The organism is Paenibacillus sp. NPDC057886 (assembly GCF_042796655.1).
In the GTDB taxonomy this organism is placed as follows: Bacteria; Bacillota; Bacilli; order Paenibacillales; family Paenibacillaceae; genus Paenibacillus.
Window position 1 is genome coordinate 1,143,866 of the sequence record NZ_JBHVMZ010000001.1, and the last position, 21,554, is coordinate 1,165,419.

The 21,554-nt window shown below is 44.9% G+C and carries 18 protein-coding genes; 14 read left to right on the plus strand and 4 right to left on the minus strand.

The genetic code is table 11. The features are described 5' to 3' along the window. Positions 1 to 67: 67 nt before the first annotated feature. The 4 genes from ACFVQB_RS05105 to ACFVQB_RS05120 all read left to right on the plus strand — a co-directional run bounded on the left by ACFVQB_RS05105 (position 68) and on the right by ACFVQB_RS05120 (position 5,391). Entirely contained in the window at positions 68 to 742 is a 675-nt protein-coding gene (locus ACFVQB_RS05105) for a response regulator transcription factor (protein WP_024634381.1), read from the plus strand. Continuing rightward, positions 739 to 2,100, plus strand: a complete 1,362-nt coding sequence (locus ACFVQB_RS05110; protein WP_379435296.1) for a sensor histidine kinase — start codon at positions 739 to 741, stop codon at positions 2,098 to 2,100. Before ACFVQB_RS05105 ends, ACFVQB_RS05110 begins: the two co-directional genes overlap by 4 nt. A gap of 194 nt (positions 2,101 to 2,294) precedes the next feature. Continuing rightward, complete coding sequence (locus ACFVQB_RS05115; RefSeq protein ID WP_379435297.1) at positions 2,295 to 4,424, plus strand: serine hydrolase domain-containing protein; 2,130 nt, start codon at positions 2,295 to 2,297, stop codon at positions 4,422 to 4,424. Positions 4,425 to 4,449: 25 nt separating this feature from the next. Beyond that, on the plus strand, positions 4,450 to 5,391 hold the full coding sequence (locus ACFVQB_RS05120; RefSeq protein ID WP_379435298.1) for an alpha/beta hydrolase: 942 nt from the start codon (positions 4,450 to 4,452) through the stop codon (positions 5,389 to 5,391). 93 nt (positions 5,392 to 5,484) lie between these two features. Here ACFVQB_RS05120 and ACFVQB_RS05125 read toward each other — a convergent pair whose 3' ends face one another. Further along, the gene (locus tag ACFVQB_RS05125; protein WP_379435299.1) at positions 5,485 to 7,584 is read right to left on the minus strand and encodes a serine hydrolase domain-containing protein; all 2,100 of its coding nucleotides are present in this window, start codon (positions 7,582 to 7,584) and stop codon (positions 5,485 to 5,487) included. A gap of 195 nt (positions 7,585 to 7,779) precedes the next feature. Between ACFVQB_RS05125 and ACFVQB_RS05130 the strand changes: the two genes are divergently transcribed. The 4 genes from ACFVQB_RS05130 to ACFVQB_RS05145 all read left to right on the plus strand — a co-directional run bounded on the left by ACFVQB_RS05130 (position 7,780) and on the right by ACFVQB_RS05145 (position 11,548). After that, positions 7,780 to 8,148 (plus strand): hypothetical protein, encoded by a 369-nt coding sequence (locus tag ACFVQB_RS05130; RefSeq protein ID WP_379435300.1) that lies wholly within the window; start codon positions 7,780 to 7,782, stop codon positions 8,146 to 8,148. A 2-nt stretch (positions 8,149 to 8,150) separates the two neighbouring features. Further along, entirely contained in the window at positions 8,151 to 9,869 is a 1,719-nt protein-coding gene (locus ACFVQB_RS05135; RefSeq protein ID WP_379435301.1) for an ABC transporter ATP-binding protein, read from the plus strand. Between the two features lie 189 nt (positions 9,870 to 10,058). After that, a complete protein-coding gene (locus ACFVQB_RS05140; RefSeq protein ID WP_379435302.1) occupies positions 10,059 to 10,493 on the plus strand; it encodes a MarR family winged helix-turn-helix transcriptional regulator in 435 nt (144 codons plus the stop codon). After that, positions 10,490 to 11,548 carry a threonine aldolase family protein gene (locus tag ACFVQB_RS05145; protein ID WP_379435303.1) on the plus strand — a complete coding sequence of 353 codons (1,059 nt, stop codon included), beginning with the start codon at positions 10,490 to 10,492 and terminating at the stop codon, positions 11,546 to 11,548. The genes ACFVQB_RS05140 and ACFVQB_RS05145 overlap by 4 nt, the downstream gene beginning before the upstream one ends. A gap of 112 nt (positions 11,549 to 11,660) precedes the next feature. Here ACFVQB_RS05145 and ACFVQB_RS05150 read toward each other — a convergent pair whose 3' ends face one another. Then, a complete protein-coding gene (locus ACFVQB_RS05150) occupies positions 11,661 to 13,637 on the minus strand; it encodes an alpha-amylase family protein (protein WP_379435304.1) in 1,977 nt (658 codons plus the stop codon). Between the two features lie 136 nt (positions 13,638 to 13,773). Between ACFVQB_RS05150 and ACFVQB_RS05155 the strand changes: the two genes are divergently transcribed. Continuing rightward, positions 13,774 to 14,652, plus strand: a complete 879-nt coding sequence (locus ACFVQB_RS05155) for an AraC family transcriptional regulator (protein ID WP_379435305.1) — start codon at positions 13,774 to 13,776, stop codon at positions 14,650 to 14,652. Between the two features lie 73 nt (positions 14,653 to 14,725). Here ACFVQB_RS05155 and ACFVQB_RS05160 read toward each other — a convergent pair whose 3' ends face one another. Continuing rightward, the gene (locus ACFVQB_RS05160; RefSeq protein WP_379435306.1) at positions 14,726 to 15,382 is read right to left on the minus strand and encodes an NADPH-dependent F420 reductase; all 657 of its coding nucleotides are present in this window, start codon (positions 15,380 to 15,382) and stop codon (positions 14,726 to 14,728) included. A gap of 145 nt (positions 15,383 to 15,527) precedes the next feature. On the opposite strand from ACFVQB_RS05160, the gene ACFVQB_RS05165 reads away from it, so the two are divergent. Both ACFVQB_RS05165 and ACFVQB_RS05170 read left to right on the plus strand, forming a co-directional pair. Next, positions 15,528 to 16,118, plus strand: a complete 591-nt coding sequence (locus tag ACFVQB_RS05165) for a TetR/AcrR family transcriptional regulator (protein ID WP_379435307.1) — start codon at positions 15,528 to 15,530, stop codon at positions 16,116 to 16,118. A 90-nt stretch (positions 16,119 to 16,208) separates the two neighbouring features. Further along, complete coding sequence (locus ACFVQB_RS05170; protein ID WP_379435308.1) at positions 16,209 to 17,378, plus strand: MFS transporter; 1,170 nt, start codon at positions 16,209 to 16,211, stop codon at positions 17,376 to 17,378. 174 nt (positions 17,379 to 17,552) lie between these two features. On the opposite strand, the gene ACFVQB_RS05175 is transcribed toward ACFVQB_RS05170, so the two are convergent. After that, positions 17,553 to 18,038: a CcdC protein domain-containing protein gene (locus tag ACFVQB_RS05175; RefSeq protein WP_379435309.1), complete on the minus strand. Its 486-nt coding sequence runs from the start codon at positions 18,036 to 18,038 to the stop codon at positions 17,553 to 17,555. Positions 18,039 to 18,154: 116 nt separating this feature from the next. Between ACFVQB_RS05175 and ACFVQB_RS05180 the strand changes: the two genes are divergently transcribed. From ACFVQB_RS05180 to ACFVQB_RS05190, 3 genes are all read left to right on the plus strand, one after another. Continuing rightward, on the plus strand, positions 18,155 to 18,274 hold the full coding sequence (locus ACFVQB_RS05180) for a YjcZ family sporulation protein (RefSeq protein ID WP_379436338.1): 120 nt from the start codon (positions 18,155 to 18,157) through the stop codon (positions 18,272 to 18,274). Positions 18,275 to 18,432: 158 nt separating this feature from the next. Beyond that, positions 18,433 to 20,145, plus strand: a complete 1,713-nt coding sequence (locus ACFVQB_RS05185; RefSeq protein WP_379435310.1) for a sensor histidine kinase — start codon at positions 18,433 to 18,435, stop codon at positions 20,143 to 20,145. After that, positions 20,142 to 21,548: a response regulator transcription factor gene (locus ACFVQB_RS05190; protein ID WP_379435311.1), complete on the plus strand. Its 1,407-nt coding sequence runs from the start codon at positions 20,142 to 20,144 to the stop codon at positions 21,546 to 21,548. Before ACFVQB_RS05185 ends, ACFVQB_RS05190 begins: the two co-directional genes overlap by 4 nt. The last annotated feature ends 6 nt before the right edge of the window (positions 21,549 to 21,554 follow it).

Consider the following 21,554-nt stretch of genomic DNA (forward strand, 5'->3'; position numbering starts at 1 on the left):
AGCATGATTTAGAATTCTTCGCTCTTGCTCAACTGAAGAATTATTCTTTTTTAGGAGAGTGGAAACGATGCCTACGATATTAGTTGCTGACGACGATGCGAACATTCGCAAACTCGTCTGTTTATTTTTGCGCAACGACGGATTTACAACCATCAACGCCGTAGACGGAAAGGAAGCCCTGGCTATCTATACCTCCACGCCAGTCGATTTGGTTATTCTTGATATTATGATGCCCGTTATGGACGGTTGGGCATTATGCGAGGAACTTCGAAGAGCCAATCCGGATCTTCCGTTACTAATGTTGACGGCAAGAAACGAGACCTGGGAGAAAGTACAAGCATTTCAGCTCGGGACAGATGACTATATGACGAAGCCATTCGATCCGCTTGAGTTGATGGCTCGCGTCAAGGCACTGTTGAAACGATACCGTATAGGTTTAACGCAGACCATCCAATTAGGAAACGTTATTCTGAACCGGCAGACTTATAAGGTCCTGAGGGGTACAGAGTCGTTCACCTTGCCGCTTAAAGAGTTCGAATTATTGTATAAACTTGCTGGATTACCGGGACAAGTCTATACGCGGGAGCAATTAATCGATCAAGTTTGGGGAATTAATTATACTGGCGATGATCGAACGATAGACGTGCATATTAAACGTCTACGCGAACGTTTTGCCGATATCTCCGATTTTCGTATCGAAACGGTGCGGGGACTTGGCTACCGGCTAGAGGTGCAGGAGTGACCGGCTCCCTCTATACACGTGTAGTCCTGACCTTTCTGGTCTCCGTGATCGGGGGCACAATCCTTTCTTTTCTTGCTACAACCTGGATATTTCAAGATAAATTAAACGAAAACTTACAAGGCTCCTTGCTTGACTTTGGCCAGGATATCGTCCGCATCTACGAGACATTGCCTCTACGCGAAGCAGAAATGTTTATAAGTGAAATGAAACAACTCAACTCTTACCACATTCGAATCTATAAAGCAACGGGTCAGTTTCAATCCTATGGAGAACTTAAAGGACAACATCCTTTCCTAGTGACTACAGAACAAGTGAAGAAAGTGCTGGATGGGGAAAGGGTCCAAGTTAATGGAATCAATACGATCTTCTTGGGATTGCCGATAAAAACTGAAATGGGAAGCATAGCAATGTTTGTAGAGCCCCTCACTTCCTCTTCCACCTCATTTCTTATCAAGTTTGTTGTAACCTTTTTGATTTGTTCCTTGTTAGCAGGAAGCCTATTGATACTAATTGCGGCTATTTTTCTGGTAAGACCGATCAAAAAATTGACAGAAGCGACCCGGCTTATAGCTGGTGGAGATTTCAACGTCAAGCTTAATATTAAACAAAAGGGTGAGATAGGTACTTTGGCTCGCAGCTTCGAAGAAATGATGCACGATCTACAGCAGCTTGAGCAGATGCGCAGGGAATTCGTAGCAAACGTGTCCCATGAAGTTCAGTCTCCACTCACTTCCATTTCCGGTTTTGCTATAGCGCTCAAGCAGGTAGACATCCCGGATGACGAACGAAGCTCTTATCTCGACATTATCATCACTGAGACTGCACGGATGTCCAAAATAAGTGATAGTCTGCTAAAGCTGAGTTTGCTCGAATCTCAGTCATTGCAAATGCGACTTGCCACGCTCAGTCTGGATGAACAGATCAGACGAGTAATCGTCGCTATTCAACCCCAATGGTCGGCCCGTAACATTCAGTTTGATCTTGATTTGCAGCCCACCAAAATCACGGCCGATCATGACCAGTTAAATCAGGTGTGGATCAATATCTTCGGCAATGCCATCAAATTTTCCGAAGATGGTGCCCGAATTAGTATCAGGATCAAACAGAATATCAAGAACGTGACGATCCGCATATCGGATTCGGGTATTGGTATTCTCCCGGAAGACCAAAAGCGTATATTTGACCGCTTCTTTAAAGCAGATCGTTCCCACAGTCAGAAATATGAAGGAAGCGGTATGGGACTAGCTATTGTAAAGCAGATCGTCTCGCTTCATCAAGGGGACATCCGGGTGGAGAGCGAATATGGACGAGGAACGACCTTCATAGTCATCTTGCCAATCACAACACCCACAGAGTGATTGGATTTCATGCCTTCACTAGGCTATGACACCCTGTATAAACCTCCTTGCGTATGATGATTCAAACTTTTTTGGCCTGTTCATCCTCCGTTCATACTCTAGTAATTAGGGGGACATCTTGGTTTGTTATATTGTCTTTAGCGCCCACGTTATGGTGGCTTAACACAATGATGAAGACAGGAGTAGATGCAAGAATGAAACCAAGAGAGGTAACAAAACTGAAGATGAGTGTGAGGAGAGCAGGAAAGAGAAATACTATAGCTGCTGTGACTCTCATGCTGACGATACTTGCCCCAATGTCTGCAATGGCCGCACCGGCTGCCATGAATAACAGCATTAACCTTACGTATGAGACAACAAAGAAAACCGTAATCGAAAAAGCCAAATTACTGACTGAAACGTACGGTACGACGAGTCTGCAATATGCGCTCATTGATGGTGGAGAGATTACGGTGTCCGGTCAAACGGGGAAGAACGATATAAACGACAAGGTACCTCTTACTACGAACACGATCTATGGCATTGGTTCAACCAGTAAAATGATGCTTACAGCCGCTGTAATGAAGCTGGTTGATGAAGGCAAGATCGATTTGGATGTGCCTGTTGTGAACTATATGCCTGATTTTACAATGAAAGATAAACGATACAAACAGATTACACCCCGTATGTTGCTGAATCATTCGGCCGGGCTTCTCGGAACCTCTAGCGGTAGTGCTATACTGTATGGGGACAATGATACCTATGCACATGATACCTTTTTGGATCAATTGGCGACCCAGAATCTGATGGCAGAGCCAGGTGCGTACTCGGTGTACTCTAACGATGGATTTACATTAGCTGAAATTCTGGTTGAGAGAGTCACTGGTATGAGCTTTACGGCATTTATACACAAATATTTTACAGAGCCTCTGAAAATGGATCATACCAAAACACCACAGGATATAGTTAGTACGGAAGAAATGGCGGGAATCTACTCTCCTTTCTATAAGGGGCAGCTTCCACGCGAGAATTATAATATCATTGCTTCAGGAGGCATATATTCCACCGCTAAGGATCTGGTGAAATTGTCGCAAATCTTCACAGGAGAGGTCAAAGGGATTCTTTCGAACAAGTCGGTAGAAGCCATGGAGCAAAAAGAATACAGAAGAGGCATGTGGCCAGAGGATAGTGATTCTTCTATGTCTTACGGATTAGGGTGGGATAGTGTGGAGTTGTTCCCATTCAGTGACTACGGTATCAAGGCTGTTACGAAAGGTGGAGATACGTTATCTTATCATTCTTCACTCGTCGTACTTCCGGAATACAACATGGCTGCAGCCGTGATCTCTTCAGGCGGAGCAAGCATAACCAATCAATTCATTGCGAGTGAGTTATTACTTAGCGCACTTGAAGAAAAGGGCATGATTAAAGAACGGAAACCGGAAAAATCATTTGGTGTACCTGTGAAGGCTGATATGCCTAAAGAAATCTCCAAATTTGCAGGGAGATATGGTGGCAATAATTCAGTTACGAAGATCAAAATAAATAAGGCTGGACAAATGACGGTCTCCTCTCTCACGGCTCCAAGTAATCCGGTTCAAGAATACACCTATACATCAGATGGTACTTTTGTGAGTGATGATGGTACAGAAAAGTTAAAATTCGTTGTGGAGAAAAATGGGAATACCTACCTGTGGTCTCGATCTTATTTCTCCATTCCAGGACTCGGACAGGTGGCTTTCTCAGAATATAATTCGGAGAAGCTCAAAGCCAATACATTACCCAAGGAGATTAACGCTGCATGGGCAAAGCGTGATGGTAAAAAATATTATCTGGTGAATGCGAAATACACATCCATGTTCTATCTTAATGCTACATCGATCCTGCCTATTCATATGAATAAAGAGAATCCAGGGTATATGTCCAATAATAAAATTATTGGAGCCAACGAAGCAGCCAATCAATTGCAGATTCCGGGTACTGCCGGACGAGAACCGATGGACATTCATTTCTCCAAAAAGAACGGAGGAGAGTATCTTACATTTTCAGGTTATGTATTCGCCAGTGAGGAAATGGTGAAACCAATCTATTCGGGTAAACAATCCGCAACAACCATTCAAGCAGATGGACATGCCAAATGGTTTTCGGTACCCGCTACTGCGAAAGGAAAAGTCATGACGGTGAAGCTGCCTGCAAATGGAGCCTTTGCTATTTATGATCAGAACGGAATTTGTATTAATCACAGCGTAGTCAGCGGTAAGAATGTTGTTGTTTTACCAGAGAACGGCCGTATTGTATTTGCAGGTGAGGCTGGTTCCCAATTTCAAATTTCATTAAAAAAGTAAACTAACTCAACAGGAGAGAACCATCATGATGAAAAAAATATTAATTATTTTGCTCAAAATATTTGGTGCGATCGTTATCGCTTTTGCATTATTTATTGCGACTGTCTTTATTGTTAATGTAGTTAGCAACAAATCGGAGGAAGGGAAAATAAAACCTTATGGCCAGTTTGTAGCGGTTGACGGCAAAAACATGAATGTGTTGATTCAAGGAAAAGGCAAAGAAACGGTGGTATTGCTTCCTGGGTATGGAACACCCGCCCCAGCCCTTGATTTCAAACCGCTCATCGATGAGCTATCTCCATTTTACAAAGTCGTTGTCATTGAACCTTTCGGTTATGGATTAAGTGACATTACTGAAAAAGAGCGTACTACGGAAAATATGGTTAGTGAAATTCATGAAGCGTTACAGCAACTTGGTATTCATCGTTACACGCTCATGGCTCACTCCATTTCAGGGATATACGGCCTGGATTATGTGAACAAATATCCAAACGAAGTAACTTCCTTTGTCGGCATTGAGAGCAGTGTCCCAACGCAGGGAGGTAACGATGATCCATTCCCAACCGAAACGTACAAACTGCTCAAAAAATCAGGGTTCTACCGATTGTTAATGAAACTGGCCCCTGATCAACTGATTGCACCCGATGTTGATGATGAAACCAGAGAACAAATTAGAATACTTTCACTTAAAAATACGTTTAATCCGAACAACCTGAATGAAGGCGAAAACTTTGGTCCTAATTTCAAAGCAGCTGAGAATTTGTCTTTCCCCAAAGATCTTCCGTTGATTTTCTTCTTACAAGCGAATGATACCGAAACGGAAGGATGGATACCTTTGCATGAAGAGCAAGTCAAAGATTCAGTGCATGGTAAAGTGATGACATTCGAAGGAGGCCATTATCTACACCATACCCGATCCAAAGAAATAGCCGAAAACTTCAGGAAGTTTATGAACGAAGTAAAATAAGCTTGGTACTTTTCAGAATTGATTTTAGAAAGAACTGAAACGCCCGTTCCCCGGTGTACTACTGGGGAACGGGCGTATTTTCCATACTCATTATTATTTATTTGTTAACGTAATTTCGAACCTTGAACCAGCTTCACCGGCAAATACAATCGAACTATTTACAGGTAATGTAACTTCATTTACACCACTAACCACGGTATGATTCGTACTGATACCCGTCTGGTCATATACAGTGAAAGCACCTTTCAAAGGCATCTTCACTGTCATCACTTTACCTGCGACTGCTGCCGGAACCGAATACCATGTTGCATAACCATTCGTTTGAATCGTGGTCTTCGATTGTTTCCCCGAATAGAGCGGTTTCACCAGTTCTTGACTGACGTAGACCTTTCCTCCTGCTGAAACGTATTCCACGCCGTTTTTCTTGAAGAACTTATATTCCATCGTATCGCGTCCAGCCAAGCCTGGAATTTGCAGTTGGTTCACGGCCAGGTTTGCATCCATAATTTTATTGGTATACACATAACCGGGTACCTCATTAAACATATGAATGGGGATGATCGGCGTTGAACTGTCATATACCGTTGAGGTGTATTTCTCATTCACCAGGTAATAAATGTTGCCTTCGCGCTGCTTCCAAGCGGCGGTTACATCTTCGGGTAATGTATTGGTTTCAAGCTTTTCTGCCTTGTATTCCGAGGAGGCGATCTGTCCAAGCCCTGGCACCGACTGATACGAGCGAGACCACAGGTATGTATTACCGTTATCCTCTTGAACGAATTTCAACTTTTCTGTACCTTGCTCGTTAACAAAAGAACCATCTGCGGTGTACGTGTACTTTTGTTCCGTATTGTTCGGAGAAGAAAGCATGGTCATCGTTAATTGCCCTGCATCATTTAATTCTAACTTCAATAACGAGCTGCCGGCACCACCATAAATGCCTGCATACTGCATTAGTTCCTTCGGCATGATGGCTTTTATAGGCATACCATACGACTTCTCCGGCTTAAGCTCCGTAATGATACCCTTCTCCTGAAGTGCGCTGAGCAACAATTCGCTTGCAATCAATTGGTCGGTTGTGCTTGACCCACCTGAGGAGGTAACGCCTGCAGCCATATTATATTCCGGAAGCACAATCAATGACGAATGATACGCAATCGTATTCCCGCCTTTAGTTACCGCCTGGATACCGTATTCGCTAAATGGGAACAAGTTTACACTATCCCAGCCTAACCCGTATGAAATAGATGAATCGCTGTCCTCTGGCCACACGCCTTTTTTGTATTCTCCTTGCGTCATTGCTTCTGCCGACTCACTGGAAAGAATGCCTTTGACCTCTCCCGTAAAAATTTGCGATAAAGTGACCAGGTCTTCAGCGGTAGAGTAAATACCTCCAGAGCCAATCATGTTTGTATTCTCTAATGGAAGCTTTTCCTTGTGCAACTGAGAATAAGTTAATGCCATTTGGTCAGGGTCAACCAGATCCTGCGGCGTTTTGGTGTGATTCATGCCCAAGGGCTCGGTGAAATACTTATGGATAAAATAGCTAAATCTCATACCGCTGACCTTCTCGACCAGAATTTCGGCTAAGGTAAAGCCATCGTTACTATACACCGAGTAGGCTCCAGGATCTGCCTTCAGATTTTGCTCTGCCAATTGATCCAATAAAGTATCATGTGCATAGGTGTCATTGTCTCCATACAGTATTGCACTACTGCTTGAGGTTCCGAGAATCCCGGATGAATGGTTCAGCAGCATGCGCGGTGTGATTTGGGTGTAACGTTTGTCCTTCATTTTGAACTCCGGGATATAGTGTACAACCGGCAGATCCAAATTAATCTTGCCTTCGTCCACCAGCTTCATGACAGCGGCTGTAAGTACTACTTTACTGGTTGAACCGATACCATACATCGTATTCGAAGAAAGGGGGATACGGTCCTCCGGGTCGTTTTGGCCTGCTTGTCCGGAGATTACAATCTCTCCCTCGTCCATGAGTGCGTACTGTACACTTGTCGTACCGTATGTTTTGGTAAGGAACTTGGCTTTCTCCATCACTGCTTTTTGAGTCATAACATACGTAAGATTACTGCTGGTACTGGTTGCCGGTGTGGCGAGAGCAGACATTGGGGCCAACATCGTTAACACCAGGGTTGCGGCGGCGAAAGAAGTTCGTTTCTTTAGTTTCAATCTCATCTTCTCCTGTCTTATCTGTGAATTGGGAATCTCTGTGCTGGTACAAGTTAGTGTACTCTAGGACGGTGAACTGAATATGAATTGAGCCAGCATAAAATGGAAAAATACGGGTTGACAGAATTATTTATTGTGTATACAATCGTATACATAAATGATTTGTATACAAATGTATACGAAAATGGAGGTGCTTCACAAATGAGAGAAAGACATATAAATGAGAGCGAGAAAACAGAGCGTCATGGAGAACGTTCCAGACGCGGTCGTGGGGAAGATGAGCAACAAGGTGAACGTTCCAGACGTGGGAGAGGGCATGGAGAGCATCACGGAAAACGTGGGAACGGGGCACAGACGTTTCGTCGTGGGAGAATTCTAGTCTTTTTGGAACAAATGCAGAATCGAAGAGCTACGTTGGCCAGACAGCTTGGTCAGGAGGAGTTCCGGAATATTCACCAGATGATTAGTGGTGAGCTAAAAGCCATTGATCAGGTCATTGATGAATACATCCAACTTTTTGAATTACAAAATGAAGAAGAAAGCCCTAATCAGGATCTGGAGAGTGAATAAGAATGGTTCGTCGCTTTTTCTCGTATTATCGTCCTTACAAAAAACTGTTTTTAATTGATTTTGGTTGTGCAGTAATAGCTGGTTTACTAGAGCTGGCATTTCCACTTGCTGTAAGCAAATTCATTAATGAGTTGCTGCCAGGTCAAGATTGGCCACTCATTATCCTCGCCTGTATTGTATTGCTGTCGATCTATGCGCTGAATACCGTCTTGAATTATGTCGTGACCTACTGGGGACATATGCTTGGCATTAACATTGAGACCAACATGCGTTCGAAGATGTTTGCTCATTTGCAAAAGCTATCCTTCCGGTTCTTCGATAATCGTAAAACGGGTCATCTGATCGGTCATCTTACGAATGATCTTAACGATATTGGCGAGGTGGCTCACCATGGACCGGAGGATGTTTTCATCGCAGTGATGACATTAATCGGATCTTTCTGGCTTATGGCGAACATTAATTTAGAGCTTGCACTGATCACCTTTATCATTATTCCTATCATGGCCTGGGTTATTATTGTGTTTGGTGGGCGTATGACGAAGACCTATCGGCGTCTCTTCGGCGATGTGGGGAATTTCAATTCCCGTATTGAAGATAACGTAGGCGGAATTCGTGTCGTTCAATCGTTCGCTAACGAAGAGCATGAGAAAAAACTATTTTCTGTAGACAACGAGAACTTTCGTAAAACAAAGCTGCTTGCCTACAAAACGATGGCGAAGAGTATATCGGTCAGCTACATGATGATGCGTCTCGTTACCGTGTTCGTTATGATCAGCGGTGCCTGGTTCTTTATCGATGGCAGAATTGATATGGGTGATTTCATGGCATTTCTGCTCTTGTCCAATATCTTCTTCCGGCCGATTGAAAAAATTAACGCCGTAATCGAAAGTTATCCAAAGGGGATCGCCGGATTCAAGCGTTACCTGGAAATCATTGATACCGAGCCGGAAATCGCCGATGCGAAAAATGCCGTTGAGCTAAAAAGCGTGCGTGGAGATATTCGCTTCGAAAATGTCTCGTTCGGTTATGAGGAGAATCGTCGTATTCTGAATCATATCAGTCTGTCCATCAACCCAGGGGAAACCGTTGCATTTGTGGGTCCTTCCGGTGCTGGTAAAACGACCATTTGCAGTCTGCTGCCACGATTCTATGAAGTAGAGGAAGGAAGGATCACTGTTGACGGGATGGATATTCGTGAGGTTCAGCTGGAATCGTTGCGCAGACATATCGGTATTGTTCAACAGGATGTATTTCTCTTCTCAGGCACAATTAAGGAAAATATCGCGTATGGCGATTTAACGGCAACAGACGAGCAAATCTGGGATGCAGCCCGTCGTGCGTCTCTGGAAGAATTGATTCTTAGTTTGCCGGAAGGGATCAATACGGTCATCGGCGAACGTGGTGTCAAACTTTCCGGAGGTCAGAAACAGCGTTTGTCCATTGCTCGCATGTTCCTGAAAAATCCACCGATTCTCATTCTGGACGAAGCAACGTCCGCTTTGGATACCGAAACCGAAGCGTTAATCCAGAAGTCCTTGGCGGAACTGTCAGTGGGCAGAACAACCCTTGTTATTGCACACCGACTGACAACCATCAAAAATGCAGATCGCATCCTTGTAGTCAATGCTGATGGTATTGCAGAACAGGGTAACCATGAGGAATTGGTCGCTGCCGGAGGCATATACAGCAGGCTTCACCAGGTGCAATATAGCCATTCTTAATAGCAAAAAAACAAACCGTGCATTTGCGCGGTTTGTTTTTTTGTTTTTCAATAAAGTGGCATTCATTTAGACTATAAGGTTCATCAATATTATAATGTTGACAACGTCCACTAAACTATTTATTATAATGTTGACAATGTCCACTAAAAGGGAGGGTTTGACATCGACTCTCAGCAAATAAATGCAGATATGTTGACTGAAATGCGGCGTTTTAACCGTTTTTATACCAATATACTCGGTGTACTTGACAAGCATATCCTGGGAACAGGATACTCCTTCGCCGAAGCAAGGGTCATTATTGAAATTGGCATTCAAGGGGAGAGCATTGCGAACAATCTGGTGGATACGCTGACGATTGATCGGAGCTACATGAGCCGAATTGTGAGCAAACTGACCAGAGAAGGGCTGCTGATGAAAGTAGATTCGGCCGCTGACAGCCGGGTTAGTTTGATTCGCCTGACTGAGAAAGGTCAGGAGCTATACGGTGAGTTGAATGAACGTTCAGATCAGCAGATTGTGAAGTTAATGCAAGGTTTGGATGAGGAAGAGGTCAGAGAAGTTTACGCTTCAATGATGAATATTCAGGATAAGTTGAACAAAAGAGCAGGAGAGACAAGACGATGATACGATTCGAATGTGATTACAACGAAGGCGCGCATGAGCGCATTTTGCAAAGACTGATTTCAACGAACATGGAACAAACGAGCGGTTACGGTACAGATGCCCATTGTGATCGGGCGAGAAGTCTTATTCGACAAGCTTGTGAAAATGAACAGGCGGATGTGCATTTTTTGGTTGGTGGTACACAGACAAATACTACGGTTATTGCCTCTATTTTACGTCCATACCAAGGAGTAATTGCAGCGACTTCGGGCCACATCGCGGTCCATGAGACGGGAGCGATCGAAGCCACAGGTCACAAAGTGATCACGGTACCAAGCGAAGATGGGAAGATCACGTCAGATCAGGTCAAGGCGGTCTATGATGCCCATTGGAATGATGCATCACCTGAACATTGTGTCCAACCCGGAATGGTATACATATCCCAGCCTACCGAGAATGGAACAATGTACAGCAAGGCAGAACTGCAAGCATTGTTTGACGTAAGCCAACTGTGTGGTCTCCCGTTCTTTATTGATGGGGCGCGTCTTGGGTATGCTCTTGCTTCCCGAAATTGTGATATGACTCTCGCGGATCTCGCCCGCCTATGTGATGTATTCTATATTGGCGGAACCAAGATCGGAGCATTGATGGGTGAAGCGGTAGTCATTCTGAATGACAAGCTCAAGCCAGATTTTCGTTATATGATCAAACAAAAGGGCGGCCTGCTTGCCAAAGGCAGATTGCTGGGTATTCAATTCGAAACGTTATTTGAGGATGGTCTGTATCTTGAAATTTCCCAGCATGCGGTGGACATGGCCATGTTGATTCATGATTCGCTTGCGGAGCAAGGTATTACTTTCCTATATGATTCACCAACCAATCAGCAATTTCCGATTCTGCCAGATGATCTGCTTCAGGATTTACGCAGCCGTTACTCGTTCACATTCTGGGAAAAGGTGTCCGATACACACAGCGTCGTTCGTTTTTGTACCAGTTGGGCAACCCAGCGGGAAAATGTGGATTCACTGATTCGCAATATTTCCCAGGGTCTGAACAAACTTAAAGCTTGTGTGTAATCATTAATATCTAAAGGTTAGTATATATGGCGGAGTAATCCGCCAATGAAAAAGTCGCCATGTTGATGGCGACTTTTTTTTGTTTGCTGCTAAATGTCCCATGAATGTACTTCTAAAATTGAATCACAACCATTTGATGACAGGACCATAGCGGTATTGTGTAGGTAACGAGGCCGTTCATCTGACTGAATGGAAGACTAAGGCGCTGTGGCGCCAGATAGACATCCTGTACTTTTTCAACCGCCGCAATGGTGACCTCTGTATTAATGAGCGGAAGCAAATCTTCGATAACTTCCACACCTAGTCCTCTGCGCACTGGAGAAGCATACAACAGATGATTCACCCAACGTTTCGAGTTCTTCTGCATCTGCAGCGTGGTAACCCCTTGCGCAGGCAGATTGGTCATCAGCGATTTATTATTACTTAGTAAGCGGTCCAGCGCATAACAGATGATTTCCTTGACAGCCAAGCTCCCCTTCGTCGCATAATCTTCAAAAACATTCCACGCGATATATATTCCATCCTGACCTTCAGCCATGCCAGTTCCCGATTCCTGCAGATCAGAAGGCGTATGCTGGTGAGAGCAGAACGTGAACAAGTCACGGTTGAAATATGGATTTTCCTTACTGCCAAGTACGATGCCGTCTGTCGTTGGCACTGTATTCTGTCCTTCGGTGTACATGACGAAAGAGGCTGTACGCAGCGAAGGAAGCTCGAAATTCGGACGGAAATAGGAGGGACAGAATGAGGACACCTCCTGAAATTCTACACCCAAATCGAATTCAAAGCATGATCCATCCGGTGAGAGTCCGGAACGGCCAGTGGCGAGAATTTTGCCGTCCCCGGCAAGAAAGGCTGTCAGTTTGGTTTTAATTGACTCTGTAATGCTAATGGCATCCGGCAAAATAACAACTTTATATTGGGACAGATCAGCCTGCAAATCTACCACATCGAAGAGATAGTGGCCTTCCAGCAAAACTCTTACAGCGCCGGTATCGTGGTGCTTGTGCTGGTTATGAGAATCATCTCCGGCTTCCCATAAAGCTGCTTCCACGGACAGCAACGCGATATCGGCCATAGCGGTAGTATCTCGGCACCATTCCTCCTTCGCTTCTACCTCACGGTAAGCTTCCCCGATCAACGAATACGTGGCAAGGTCCATCTGACCACCCGGATGCAGCTGATCTCCGATGGAGCAGCGAGCTCCGTTCGCAAGGCTCAGTGCAGTTTCATAACGCAGCGCGTTGGGATGCTTGTATCCGCCGAATTCACCCCAGGAGGTATGGAATTTTCCGGTCATGCCGAGAAAATCCATGCCCAGTGTCTGCGCATAACGCGCAGAGAGCGGAAAGTGGTCGTACCCCCAGCCGCCCGTTGGTAGAGATTCCAACTCCAAATGAGTATTCACATGGGCAAGATCCCGCCGCCCCCGGTCGACGTGACTGCTGTTGTGGAACACTGGTAATCCGGGTTTCACTGCATGCACAGTCTCATTCATTCGATTGACATAACGAGCGTAAGTCTGTTCCCACAGTTTTCTCATATCTTGAATGTTTCGTGGATCGGAGCCCTGCGTGCGGATCTCGGCAACGCAATATTGACAATAACATTCCCGAACGCCAACGATATCGAGGAAGATGCCGTCCACATCATAATTCTTTACAACTTCCGCGACCTGTTGGGTGAGAACGTCAAGATAAGGGGAGTTCATACAAAATTGATGATATCCTGGCGTCATGAAGTCAGCTGTCCAACTGATTTGCTCCTGCTGATTACGGATGAGCCATTGTGGATGTTTGCGGGCGAGTCGTTCATCCAGGCCAGCGGAGAGATAGACCGGTGTCTTCACGCCTATCTCATGAGCAGCCTCAATCTGGGCACCAAGAAGATCGAAATTCAGATGTGGATGCATTTGATTGGCGGTTGTCGGGTGATAAGCCCAGCCATGATGGCACTTGGAGAATATGGTGATGGAATCGACATGCCCAGTCTTGAGCATCTCCTGAAATTGCTGCTTCGAGAAATCACGGCCAATGCCTTCAATGGCTTCTGATGTATGAAAATCGAGATGAACTTGACGAAATTTCATGCTTGCATCCCCCTGGTCATTAAATGATAGAATCATATTATATCTACCACTCTAATCGATCATCAGCTTCGATACAGCTGACAATTACGACTATATATAGCACATTCTCTACATTTTGAATAAGGGGGGGGATCTCATGCTTGTACTTGAACTTCAAGTTCCGCCGTTTCCGCTGTTAGCAGCAATTGGACACACCGAATGGCAGCCGGGAGTGCAGCATGCCCAGCGTTGCTTCGATGTGTTCGATCTTATTATTTGCGCCAAAGGGGCGCTATACATGGAGGAAGATGGCATCCGTTACGAGATTGCGGAAGGCATGATGCTGGTTCTTGAACCTGGCAAAGAACACCGTGGTTATAGACCAACGGACGTGCATACGGAGGTATACTGGATTCATTTCCAGCTTCCCACTGTCCAAAAGATGATTTTGAAAGAAAAGACGACGTGGGAGCAGCCCTTGCTTCAGCAAACAGACCAGGATATTGAGGCTCCCCCTGGAGTCATTGAAATTCCCAAATTCGCCGCGGTGGATCTACGTAACCTGGAACCGATAATGAAAGAAATGCTTGAGCTGCACCATGTGCTCACCCGTCAGCGTTCCTTCGAGCTGCATGTTCTGCTAGGCCAATTTCTTCTGCAATTACAGAAGGGAATGAGACAGAACAGCCCGCAGGCTCGTTCTTATTTTCTAAGCGAGAAGGTGGCGGCTTATCTTGGTCAACGCCTGGAGCAGCCGTTTGATTCCGGACAGATGGAGCATGATCTGCTTTATCATTTTGATTACCTGGCCCGCTGCCTGAAGCAGTATACGGGGATGAGCCCGCTGCAATACAGGCATCACCTGCAAATGGAGAAGGCCAAGCGGTTATTGGCACATTCGGAGCTTCCGCTGAAGCGCATTGGCGAGTTGTGTGGACTGCAGGACCATAACTACTTTACACGGTTGTTCAAACGTCAAACTTCCCTCACGCCTGGAGAGTACCGCAAGAAGCATCAGTTGTATTTCATGGAATAGATATGATTAAACAAAAAACCGCCCGAAAGGGCGGTGGATGATGACGTATTCAATATCCCGGGATTTCAAATACTCAAGCTTTAAAGTCCTCGCTTCGTACAGGACTAGCATTCGATAAGGCCTGCCGAAGACTATCCGCTCCATGTTCCTGGTAACTGGGAGTCCCCGGTTGTTGACGCCAGGATTCGTCCAAGCCGCCGGCGTCTATGGCGTCAAAGCCCAATTCCTCGACAAGTTGAAGCACAATTTTCTTTGTATCGGGATCATCACCCGCTACCGGCAGAGCAAGTCGATCGGGTGAACCGGCAGACAGTCCACGTTCAAGCAGATTAACAGCGGAAATACCATTAAAGGCTTTGTTGACAGGACGCTTCAAGTATTGCTCGACCCAGCGGCTTTCAGGTAAGCCACCCTCGATCTCGGCAATGAAGCCGTCACGCTGACGGGGGTAATAATTCCCGGTGTCAATAATGGCAGCACCAGGTGCAATTTGGTCTAAGATACCATCAGGGAGATCCGGAATATTCTTTTGTGGAATCGTTACAATGACCAGCTCGGCTCCATGGGCGACTTCCGTTACTTCAAGCGGTTTTGCACCTGTCTCTTCAGCCAGGCTCGTCAAGGTATGAGGACCACGTGAGTTAGCAATCGAGACATCATGACCTAGTTGGGTGAGTCGACGGGTAAGATTACCACCGATATTTCCGGTTCCAATAATTGCGATTTTCATTTATTCCGACTTCCTTTCCCGATTTAATATGGTATGACATCTTTACTGTAGCAGAGAACAATAGAGCTGTAAACAACTTCTTGACTGAACGTTACAAATTACCTATACTAAGATTTATTATTTCGTTGGGAAGGGAGGGAATGCGGTGACCAGAGGTGGAAGACCACGGGAATTTAAGGATACGGCTGTGATTGACGCAGCAATGGATGCCTTTTGGTTGAACGGTTACGAAGGGTGCTCTACTGAGGATCTATGTAAACAGACCGGTCTCGGGAAGGGCAGTTTATATAATGCGTTTGGCAGCAAACATGATTTATACGAAAAGGTACTCCAGCGTTACCATGAGGAAGGAATACGGGAGCAAAGCGAGATTTTACAGAGCTCCTTACCGTTGAAAGAAAGATTACGCGGCCTGCTGGAGTGGGGGGTACAGGAGGATTTTTCGGAATCAGGGCGAAGAGGCTGTCTCTTAATTAATGCAGCAATGGAACGGGCACGGGTTGATCCTATGGTTGAGCAAGTGGTAACACGACATATCGGATTGTTGGAGGATGCACTTTGTGATCTGATGGAGCAGGGTGTGCAGACAGGAGAGATTACTTCAGGGAGACCAGCCAAAGAACTGGCAAGTCTGTTTCTAAGCAGCTATTACGGACTTCGCGTGCTTAATAGCTCTTCACAGAACCGTGATCTGGCAAAAAGTATTATAGAAGGTACATTGGCAGCTATTTACTAGCCGGGTAATCCGGCCCTTTTTTTGCATTAGTTTTGTACTGATCATTACAATAGTGTGGTTTTATAACTCATATGAAAAGGGGAATTGAAGATGCCATTCGCAATCTATGTGCTTAGCTTGGCTATTTTTTGCATGACTACATCAGAATTTATGGTAGCTGGAATGATGAATACACTTGCGGGGGAATTTGGAGTATCGGTCTCGCAAGTAGGATATTTGATTACCGCCTTTTCAGCGGGGATGGTTGTGGGAGGTCCCTTACTAACCGCTGCTCTGCTGAATACGCCTAGAAAAAAAGCGTTTATTATGCTAACCGGTGTGTTTCTCGCTGGACAGTTGCTCGGTGCGATCGCTGGTAGCTATGAGGTTATGATGGCCTCACGCATCATTGCAGGCGTTGCTTCCTCGGCTGCGTTTGGCGTATCAATCTCGATCTCTGCTTCACTCGTGGAGGAGAACCAGCGGGGACGGGCGGTGTCGATAATCTTCGGTGGTCTTATGATCGCCACGGTTCTGGGTACACCTGCTGCAACGTGGGTGGCCGATGCTTATGGCTGGCGTTTCAGTTTTTGGGCGGTCGCCATTCTTGTTCTAGTGTCAGGAATAACCGCATTGCGGTTGATTCCCGTATTATCCAGACCGGAGCCCACCAGTCTGCGCCATGAAATGAAATCTTTTCGCAATCGCAAGCTTTGGGCAGCTTACCTGACGAGTTTTCTTATTATAGGGGCCACATTTGCAGCATTTAGCTATTTTAGTCCGATTTTTACAGACTTGACGGGCTTTTCACCGTCCTCGGTGCCACTAATGTTTGTCGTTTATGGAGCTGCTACGGTTGTTGGCAACCTGATTACTGGCCGCCTGGCGGACCGATACACCATGCTGATTCTGACGGTAGGGCTTGTTCTCTTGACGACGGGTCTTCTGACATTCGCCATTGGCGTACATACAACTGCCCTGGTTATTCCTGCTGTGATCGTCATCGGTTTGACCGGGGTTCCAATGAACCCGCCTATGGTCGCGCGAGTGATACGGACGGGAGGAAGTGGTCTGATGGTGAACACCGTTCACACCGCGATTGTCACCTTTGGTGTAGTGGTAGGGTCTTCTGTGGGAGGGTTGGCAATTAGTGCCGGTTATGGACTGGTTGCGCCGATCTGGGTCGGGGTTGTGTTGGCTTTGGTGGGTGTACTTTCACTGTTTCCATATATGCGTGGAACATTCAAAGTTAAGGTTGTGGATATGGATATAAAACATTAAAAAAACGTTCGTAAGCCGGTTGGCTTTCAATACATTGTGTTCAACAATATGAATAAAAGCAGCCCAGATACGATAAAAGTACTTGACTGCTTCTATTCTTTGAAATGTGCCCCGTGACATTTCTTCGTATTATTTATTATTCTAATGAATTATTCTTCTGAGATGGCGAGACGACTAAGCGGTTTTGTCCCAAGCTCTGACAGTTCTAAACTTGGAATTATGAAATTTAATGAAGCTAGCCATTCGCCAAATGGCAATATAGGATAGGGCGACTACATTATTCAGGAATCCAAGAGTCTTGGGATCAATATCTGAGATGAACATGAAGTCAAAGAATCGGACCGAGAAGATAACAATAATTAAGACATAAAGAGATACGTTTCTTTTATAATACATCTTGCCATCCGATTTTCGCTCGAATTGCGTTACCAGAATTAATGGGATCGACAGAACTGCACCTATAGCAATCGCACTGATCATTCTGCTAGATGTAAGCACCAACGAAGGGTCGAACAATTCAAACAAAGATGTAGAGATATAAAGGATTGGAATCAATAGTTTCCGACCGGATTCGTGCAATGGCTTCTTGCTGCCCTGGATAACGCCCCTCAAAATAAGTACAACAATTAATAATGAGATTGTTAAAGATAATGGATTCATAGGAAGCACCTCGTCTGTTTTATGTGTAACCTAAGTATTAAGGATATTTAAAATTTATATAAGTGTACAAAGTAATTCGTTTAAGGTGACTTTTGTCATCTTCCGAAAAAAACAGTGTGTACTTAGGATATGGAAATGTTGGAGGTCTTGGTGGATACGGTGGTTTCACATCCATCGGCGCAATCCTTGTTCTGTTCATCTTGTTGGTCATCATCTCTAAAGCTTTCCTGGTTTAATACCTTTACCTTATGAACAACTCTGCTGGCATTACGCTGGCAGGGTCTTTTTGTCATGATCACAATTTGAAAGCGTTTGACATATTGGATTATCAATCTATAATTATGGAGTTATGCATTCAACATAGAATGGATGAAGTTAAGGAGAATAGGTTGGAATGACACTCAAAAAAAGAATATTTTTGCTGTTTTTTCTCAGTGCGTTTATCCCCTTCATTAGTATATTTGCAATTTCCTACTACACCATTGATTCCATTTTTGCGAACAAGATCGATGATGGCATTCGGAGCAATTTACAGCAGGTGACTTCCTCACTGGAGAATTCGATCACCAACCTGAATCATGTTACTCAGCAATTGTCTTACAGTGGTACCTTAGGCAAGAAGTTGGATGAGGTGTTGAAACCATCCTCCAATATATTTGAATTGATAGAAACTCGGGATGAATTAAAGAGCGAATTAAATGTCGTGACGTTTACCAACCCGAATATAGGTTTGACGTTGTATTATTTTCAGGAGGATGGCACGACACAGTTCGGCAACTTTCCCATAAAGGATCGTTTTTCACCCGAATCTTTGCCTGTACTCTCCAAAGCGTATGGGATTACCTATTATGGTCCTCATGTCAGTATGAACCGGTTTGATGATCAGCTCGTTCTATCCGCCATGCGGAAGGTAAAATTGCCCCAGAGGGACGATGTTTATATTTACGTTGAATCCGGTTTTCACCTTGCGCAGGATATATTGGGTTACAATCAGTACAAGGGAGATGTATCCCATCTGATCCTCGATGGAGAGGGAAACATTGTGTATAGTGAGATTCCTGCAGCGATGAAAGTGGGGGAGAATTTTTCCAGCTTATCGAAAGGTGCAGTATCCGACGGAATAGCTCGCGATCATCATTGGTTCAGGCAGGATTCCACTCAGAACTGGAGCGTTGTATCGGTAATCTCGCAGGCCAAGTATCAACAGGAGAAAAACCAGTGGTTGCTTCAAATATTACTGGTCGCTTTATTTTTCCTTGGTTTTACGGTATTTCTGGCTTGGCTGCTGTGGAAGATGGTCTATAAACCCCTCGGTCTGTTCCATTCGGAAATCAACGGAATGTCTCAAAATCCACAAACGGCAGGCAACCAGACCCGCACGCAAATTCCCGAATTTGATTTTCTGTTGGGCGAATTCTCAAATATGCAGCATCAAATCGGTGACCTCTTTAAAGAGGTGCAGCAGAAAGAGAAAATTCGTGCAGATCTTGAAGTGGAAAAGCTGCTGTACCAGATCAATCCTCACTTTTTGATGAATACGCTGGATACGGTACACTGGCTGGCGGTTATGAATGGACAAGGGGAGATTGACAAGCTGGTTCAGTCCCTGAATAAGCTGTTGTACTACAATTTGGGCAAATTAGGGCAGGTTTCCACGATGGAAGAGGAAATTGACGCGCTTAGACAGTACTTGATCCTGCAGCAAATCCGTTATGACTTTGAATTTGATGTGCGTATTTCGGCTGATGAGCAAGTGCTCCAAATACCAGTACCTCGTTTTATTCTACAGCCGTTGGTTGAAAATTCACTTTACCATGGACTGAGTGACGAAGGTTTTATTCAAATTGAAGTGACACGTAAAGAAACGCTGAACATTATGATTCAGGATAATGGAGCAGGTATGACGGAGGAAGCGATTGAAAGGCTTCTGAACAATCGTGTACCTGAACATAAAAAAGTAGGGATGGGCATCGGGCTCAATTATGTTCACCGCATGTTAAAAGCGCAGTACGGGGATCAAGCTCAACTGGTGATTGAGAGTGAGTTGGGAACAGGGACAAGTATATTGCTTATACTTCCTATTAAAGGAGAAGATATCTCGGCATGATTAAGGTATTGATTGTGGATGACGATAAATTGGTACGAAAAGGAATAAGCTCTGCAATGCCATGGAACGAATTCGGTATGGAGGTTGTTGGAGAAGCAAGTAACGGGGCTAAGGCGCTGGATTTTCTGGAATCCAACTCGGTAGATCTGATGCTAACGGATCTTGCGATGCCGGTGATGTCTGGCATTGAACTGATGCGAGCCGCAAGGCAGCTCTACCCCGAACTTCATATTGTCGTGCTTACCCTTCATCAGGATTTCGATTATATCCAGGAGGCGCTTAGGCTGGGAGCTATCGATTATATAGCCAAAGTTCAACTCGAGAAGGAACAGTTCGAACATGTGCTGAATCGAATACATACCCGGATTGGTGAGCTCGCGAATACAAGACGAAAGCTGCCGCAACTTGGTGAAACCAACGCCCATTACCGTAAAGTGTATGCACTTGTTTCACTGGACCGGAAGTCTGGCCAGATCTGGCCCATCGGACTCGAAGCCAATGTAGACGTGGTCCAATTTGAAGTAGAACGGAACAGCTGGATGTGGGCGGCACCCCTAGATGGAGAGGATCAGCTATTCGATAGATTGAAGGGATACTTGGATCAAATTCCCCATGGGGCCCTACTGGTGTTGTCTGATGTGCAAGAACGGACATGGTCGCAAATTCAAAACTGGATTATAAACTTTACAGAAACGTCCTTATTTTATACTTATGAACCCCAAGATCCGGTTATTGCCGTTTCCATGAATGAAGAAGACACTTCTCCAACAGAACCTCAGGATGAGGACATGGATCGGATTAAGCGAAGTTGGTTTCTATCTCCGTGGACGCATAACGATAATTATTACAACCAGCTTATTGAAGAGTTTAATTCCCTGAGGCTTCATAAAGGGCAGCTGATGGGATTATTGTACTCCCTGGTCATGGAGTGGAACCATCTTTTTGCCCAGACTACGCTGGGCAGAATCTCAATGATTCATTCTTTTCAATCCTGGTACGAAGTGGAACAGTGGATCAAGCAGACCTCTGAGAGTATTCGAAAGGCGGATGAACAGAACTCGTATTCTCAGGAGATGATAGATGGTGTGAAAAAAGCCGTGATGATTATGCAGAATGATCTGGATCAGGCTTTTACAGCTTCAGGGCTGTCCCAACAACTCAACATTAGCCGAAGTTATTTCAGCCAATGCTTCAAGGACATCATGGGGAAAACCTTTAACGATTACTCCCGATATATACGAATGGAGAAGTCGAAAGAGTATTTATTGAATACAAACAACACGATTTTCTGGATTGCAGAGCGGGTGGGTTATACGGATGAGAAATATTTCAGCCGAATCTTTCGCGAACTGACGGGAGTGCTGCCTAGTGAATATCGACAGTTAGGCAGAGGGGACAAATAGTGTAAG

Bases quoted from the DNA above. Each gene is read 5' to 3' on its own strand.
- ACFVQB_RS05145 (WP_379435303.1), top strand. From the start codon at position 10,490: ATGATACGATTCGAATGTGATTACAACGAAGGCGCGCATGAGCGCATT.
- ACFVQB_RS05125 (WP_379435299.1), bottom strand. From the start codon at position 7,584: ATGAGATTGAAACTAAAGAAACGAACTTCTTTCGCCGCCGCAACCCTG.
- ACFVQB_RS05170 (WP_379435308.1), top strand. From the start codon at position 16,209: ATGCCATTCGCAATCTATGTGCTTAGCTTGGCTATTTTTTGCATGACT.
- ACFVQB_RS05150 (WP_379435304.1), bottom strand. From the start codon at position 13,637: ATGAAATTTCGTCAAGTTCATCTCGATTTTCATACATCAGAAGCCATT.
- ACFVQB_RS05175 (WP_379435309.1), bottom strand. From the start codon at position 18,038: ATGAATCCATTATCTTTAACAATCTCATTATTAATTGTTGTACTTATT.
- ACFVQB_RS05135 (WP_379435301.1), top strand. From the start codon at position 8,151: ATGGTTCGTCGCTTTTTCTCGTATTATCGTCCTTACAAAAAACTGTTT.
- ACFVQB_RS05190 (WP_379435311.1), top strand. From the start codon at position 20,142: ATGATTAAGGTATTGATTGTGGATGACGATAAATTGGTACGAAAAGGA.
- ACFVQB_RS05120 (WP_379435298.1), top strand. From the start codon at position 4,450: ATGATGAAAAAAATATTAATTATTTTGCTCAAAATATTTGGTGCGATC.
- ACFVQB_RS05130 (WP_379435300.1), top strand. From the start codon at position 7,780: ATGAGAGAAAGACATATAAATGAGAGCGAGAAAACAGAGCGTCATGGA.
- ACFVQB_RS05160 (WP_379435306.1), bottom strand. From the start codon at position 15,382: ATGAAAATCGCAATTATTGGAACCGGAAATATCGGTGGTAATCTTACC.
- ACFVQB_RS05185 (WP_379435310.1), top strand. From the start codon at position 18,433: ATGACACTCAAAAAAAGAATATTTTTGCTGTTTTTTCTCAGTGCGTTT.
- ACFVQB_RS05115 (WP_379435297.1), top strand. From the start codon at position 2,295: ATGAAACCAAGAGAGGTAACAAAACTGAAGATGAGTGTGAGGAGAGCA.
- ACFVQB_RS05140 (WP_379435302.1), top strand. From the start codon at position 10,059: ATGTTGACTGAAATGCGGCGTTTTAACCGTTTTTATACCAATATACTC.
- ACFVQB_RS05155 (WP_379435305.1), top strand. From the start codon at position 13,774: ATGCTTGTACTTGAACTTCAAGTTCCGCCGTTTCCGCTGTTAGCAGCA.
- ACFVQB_RS05105 (WP_024634381.1), top strand. From the start codon at position 68: ATGCCTACGATATTAGTTGCTGACGACGATGCGAACATTCGCAAACTC.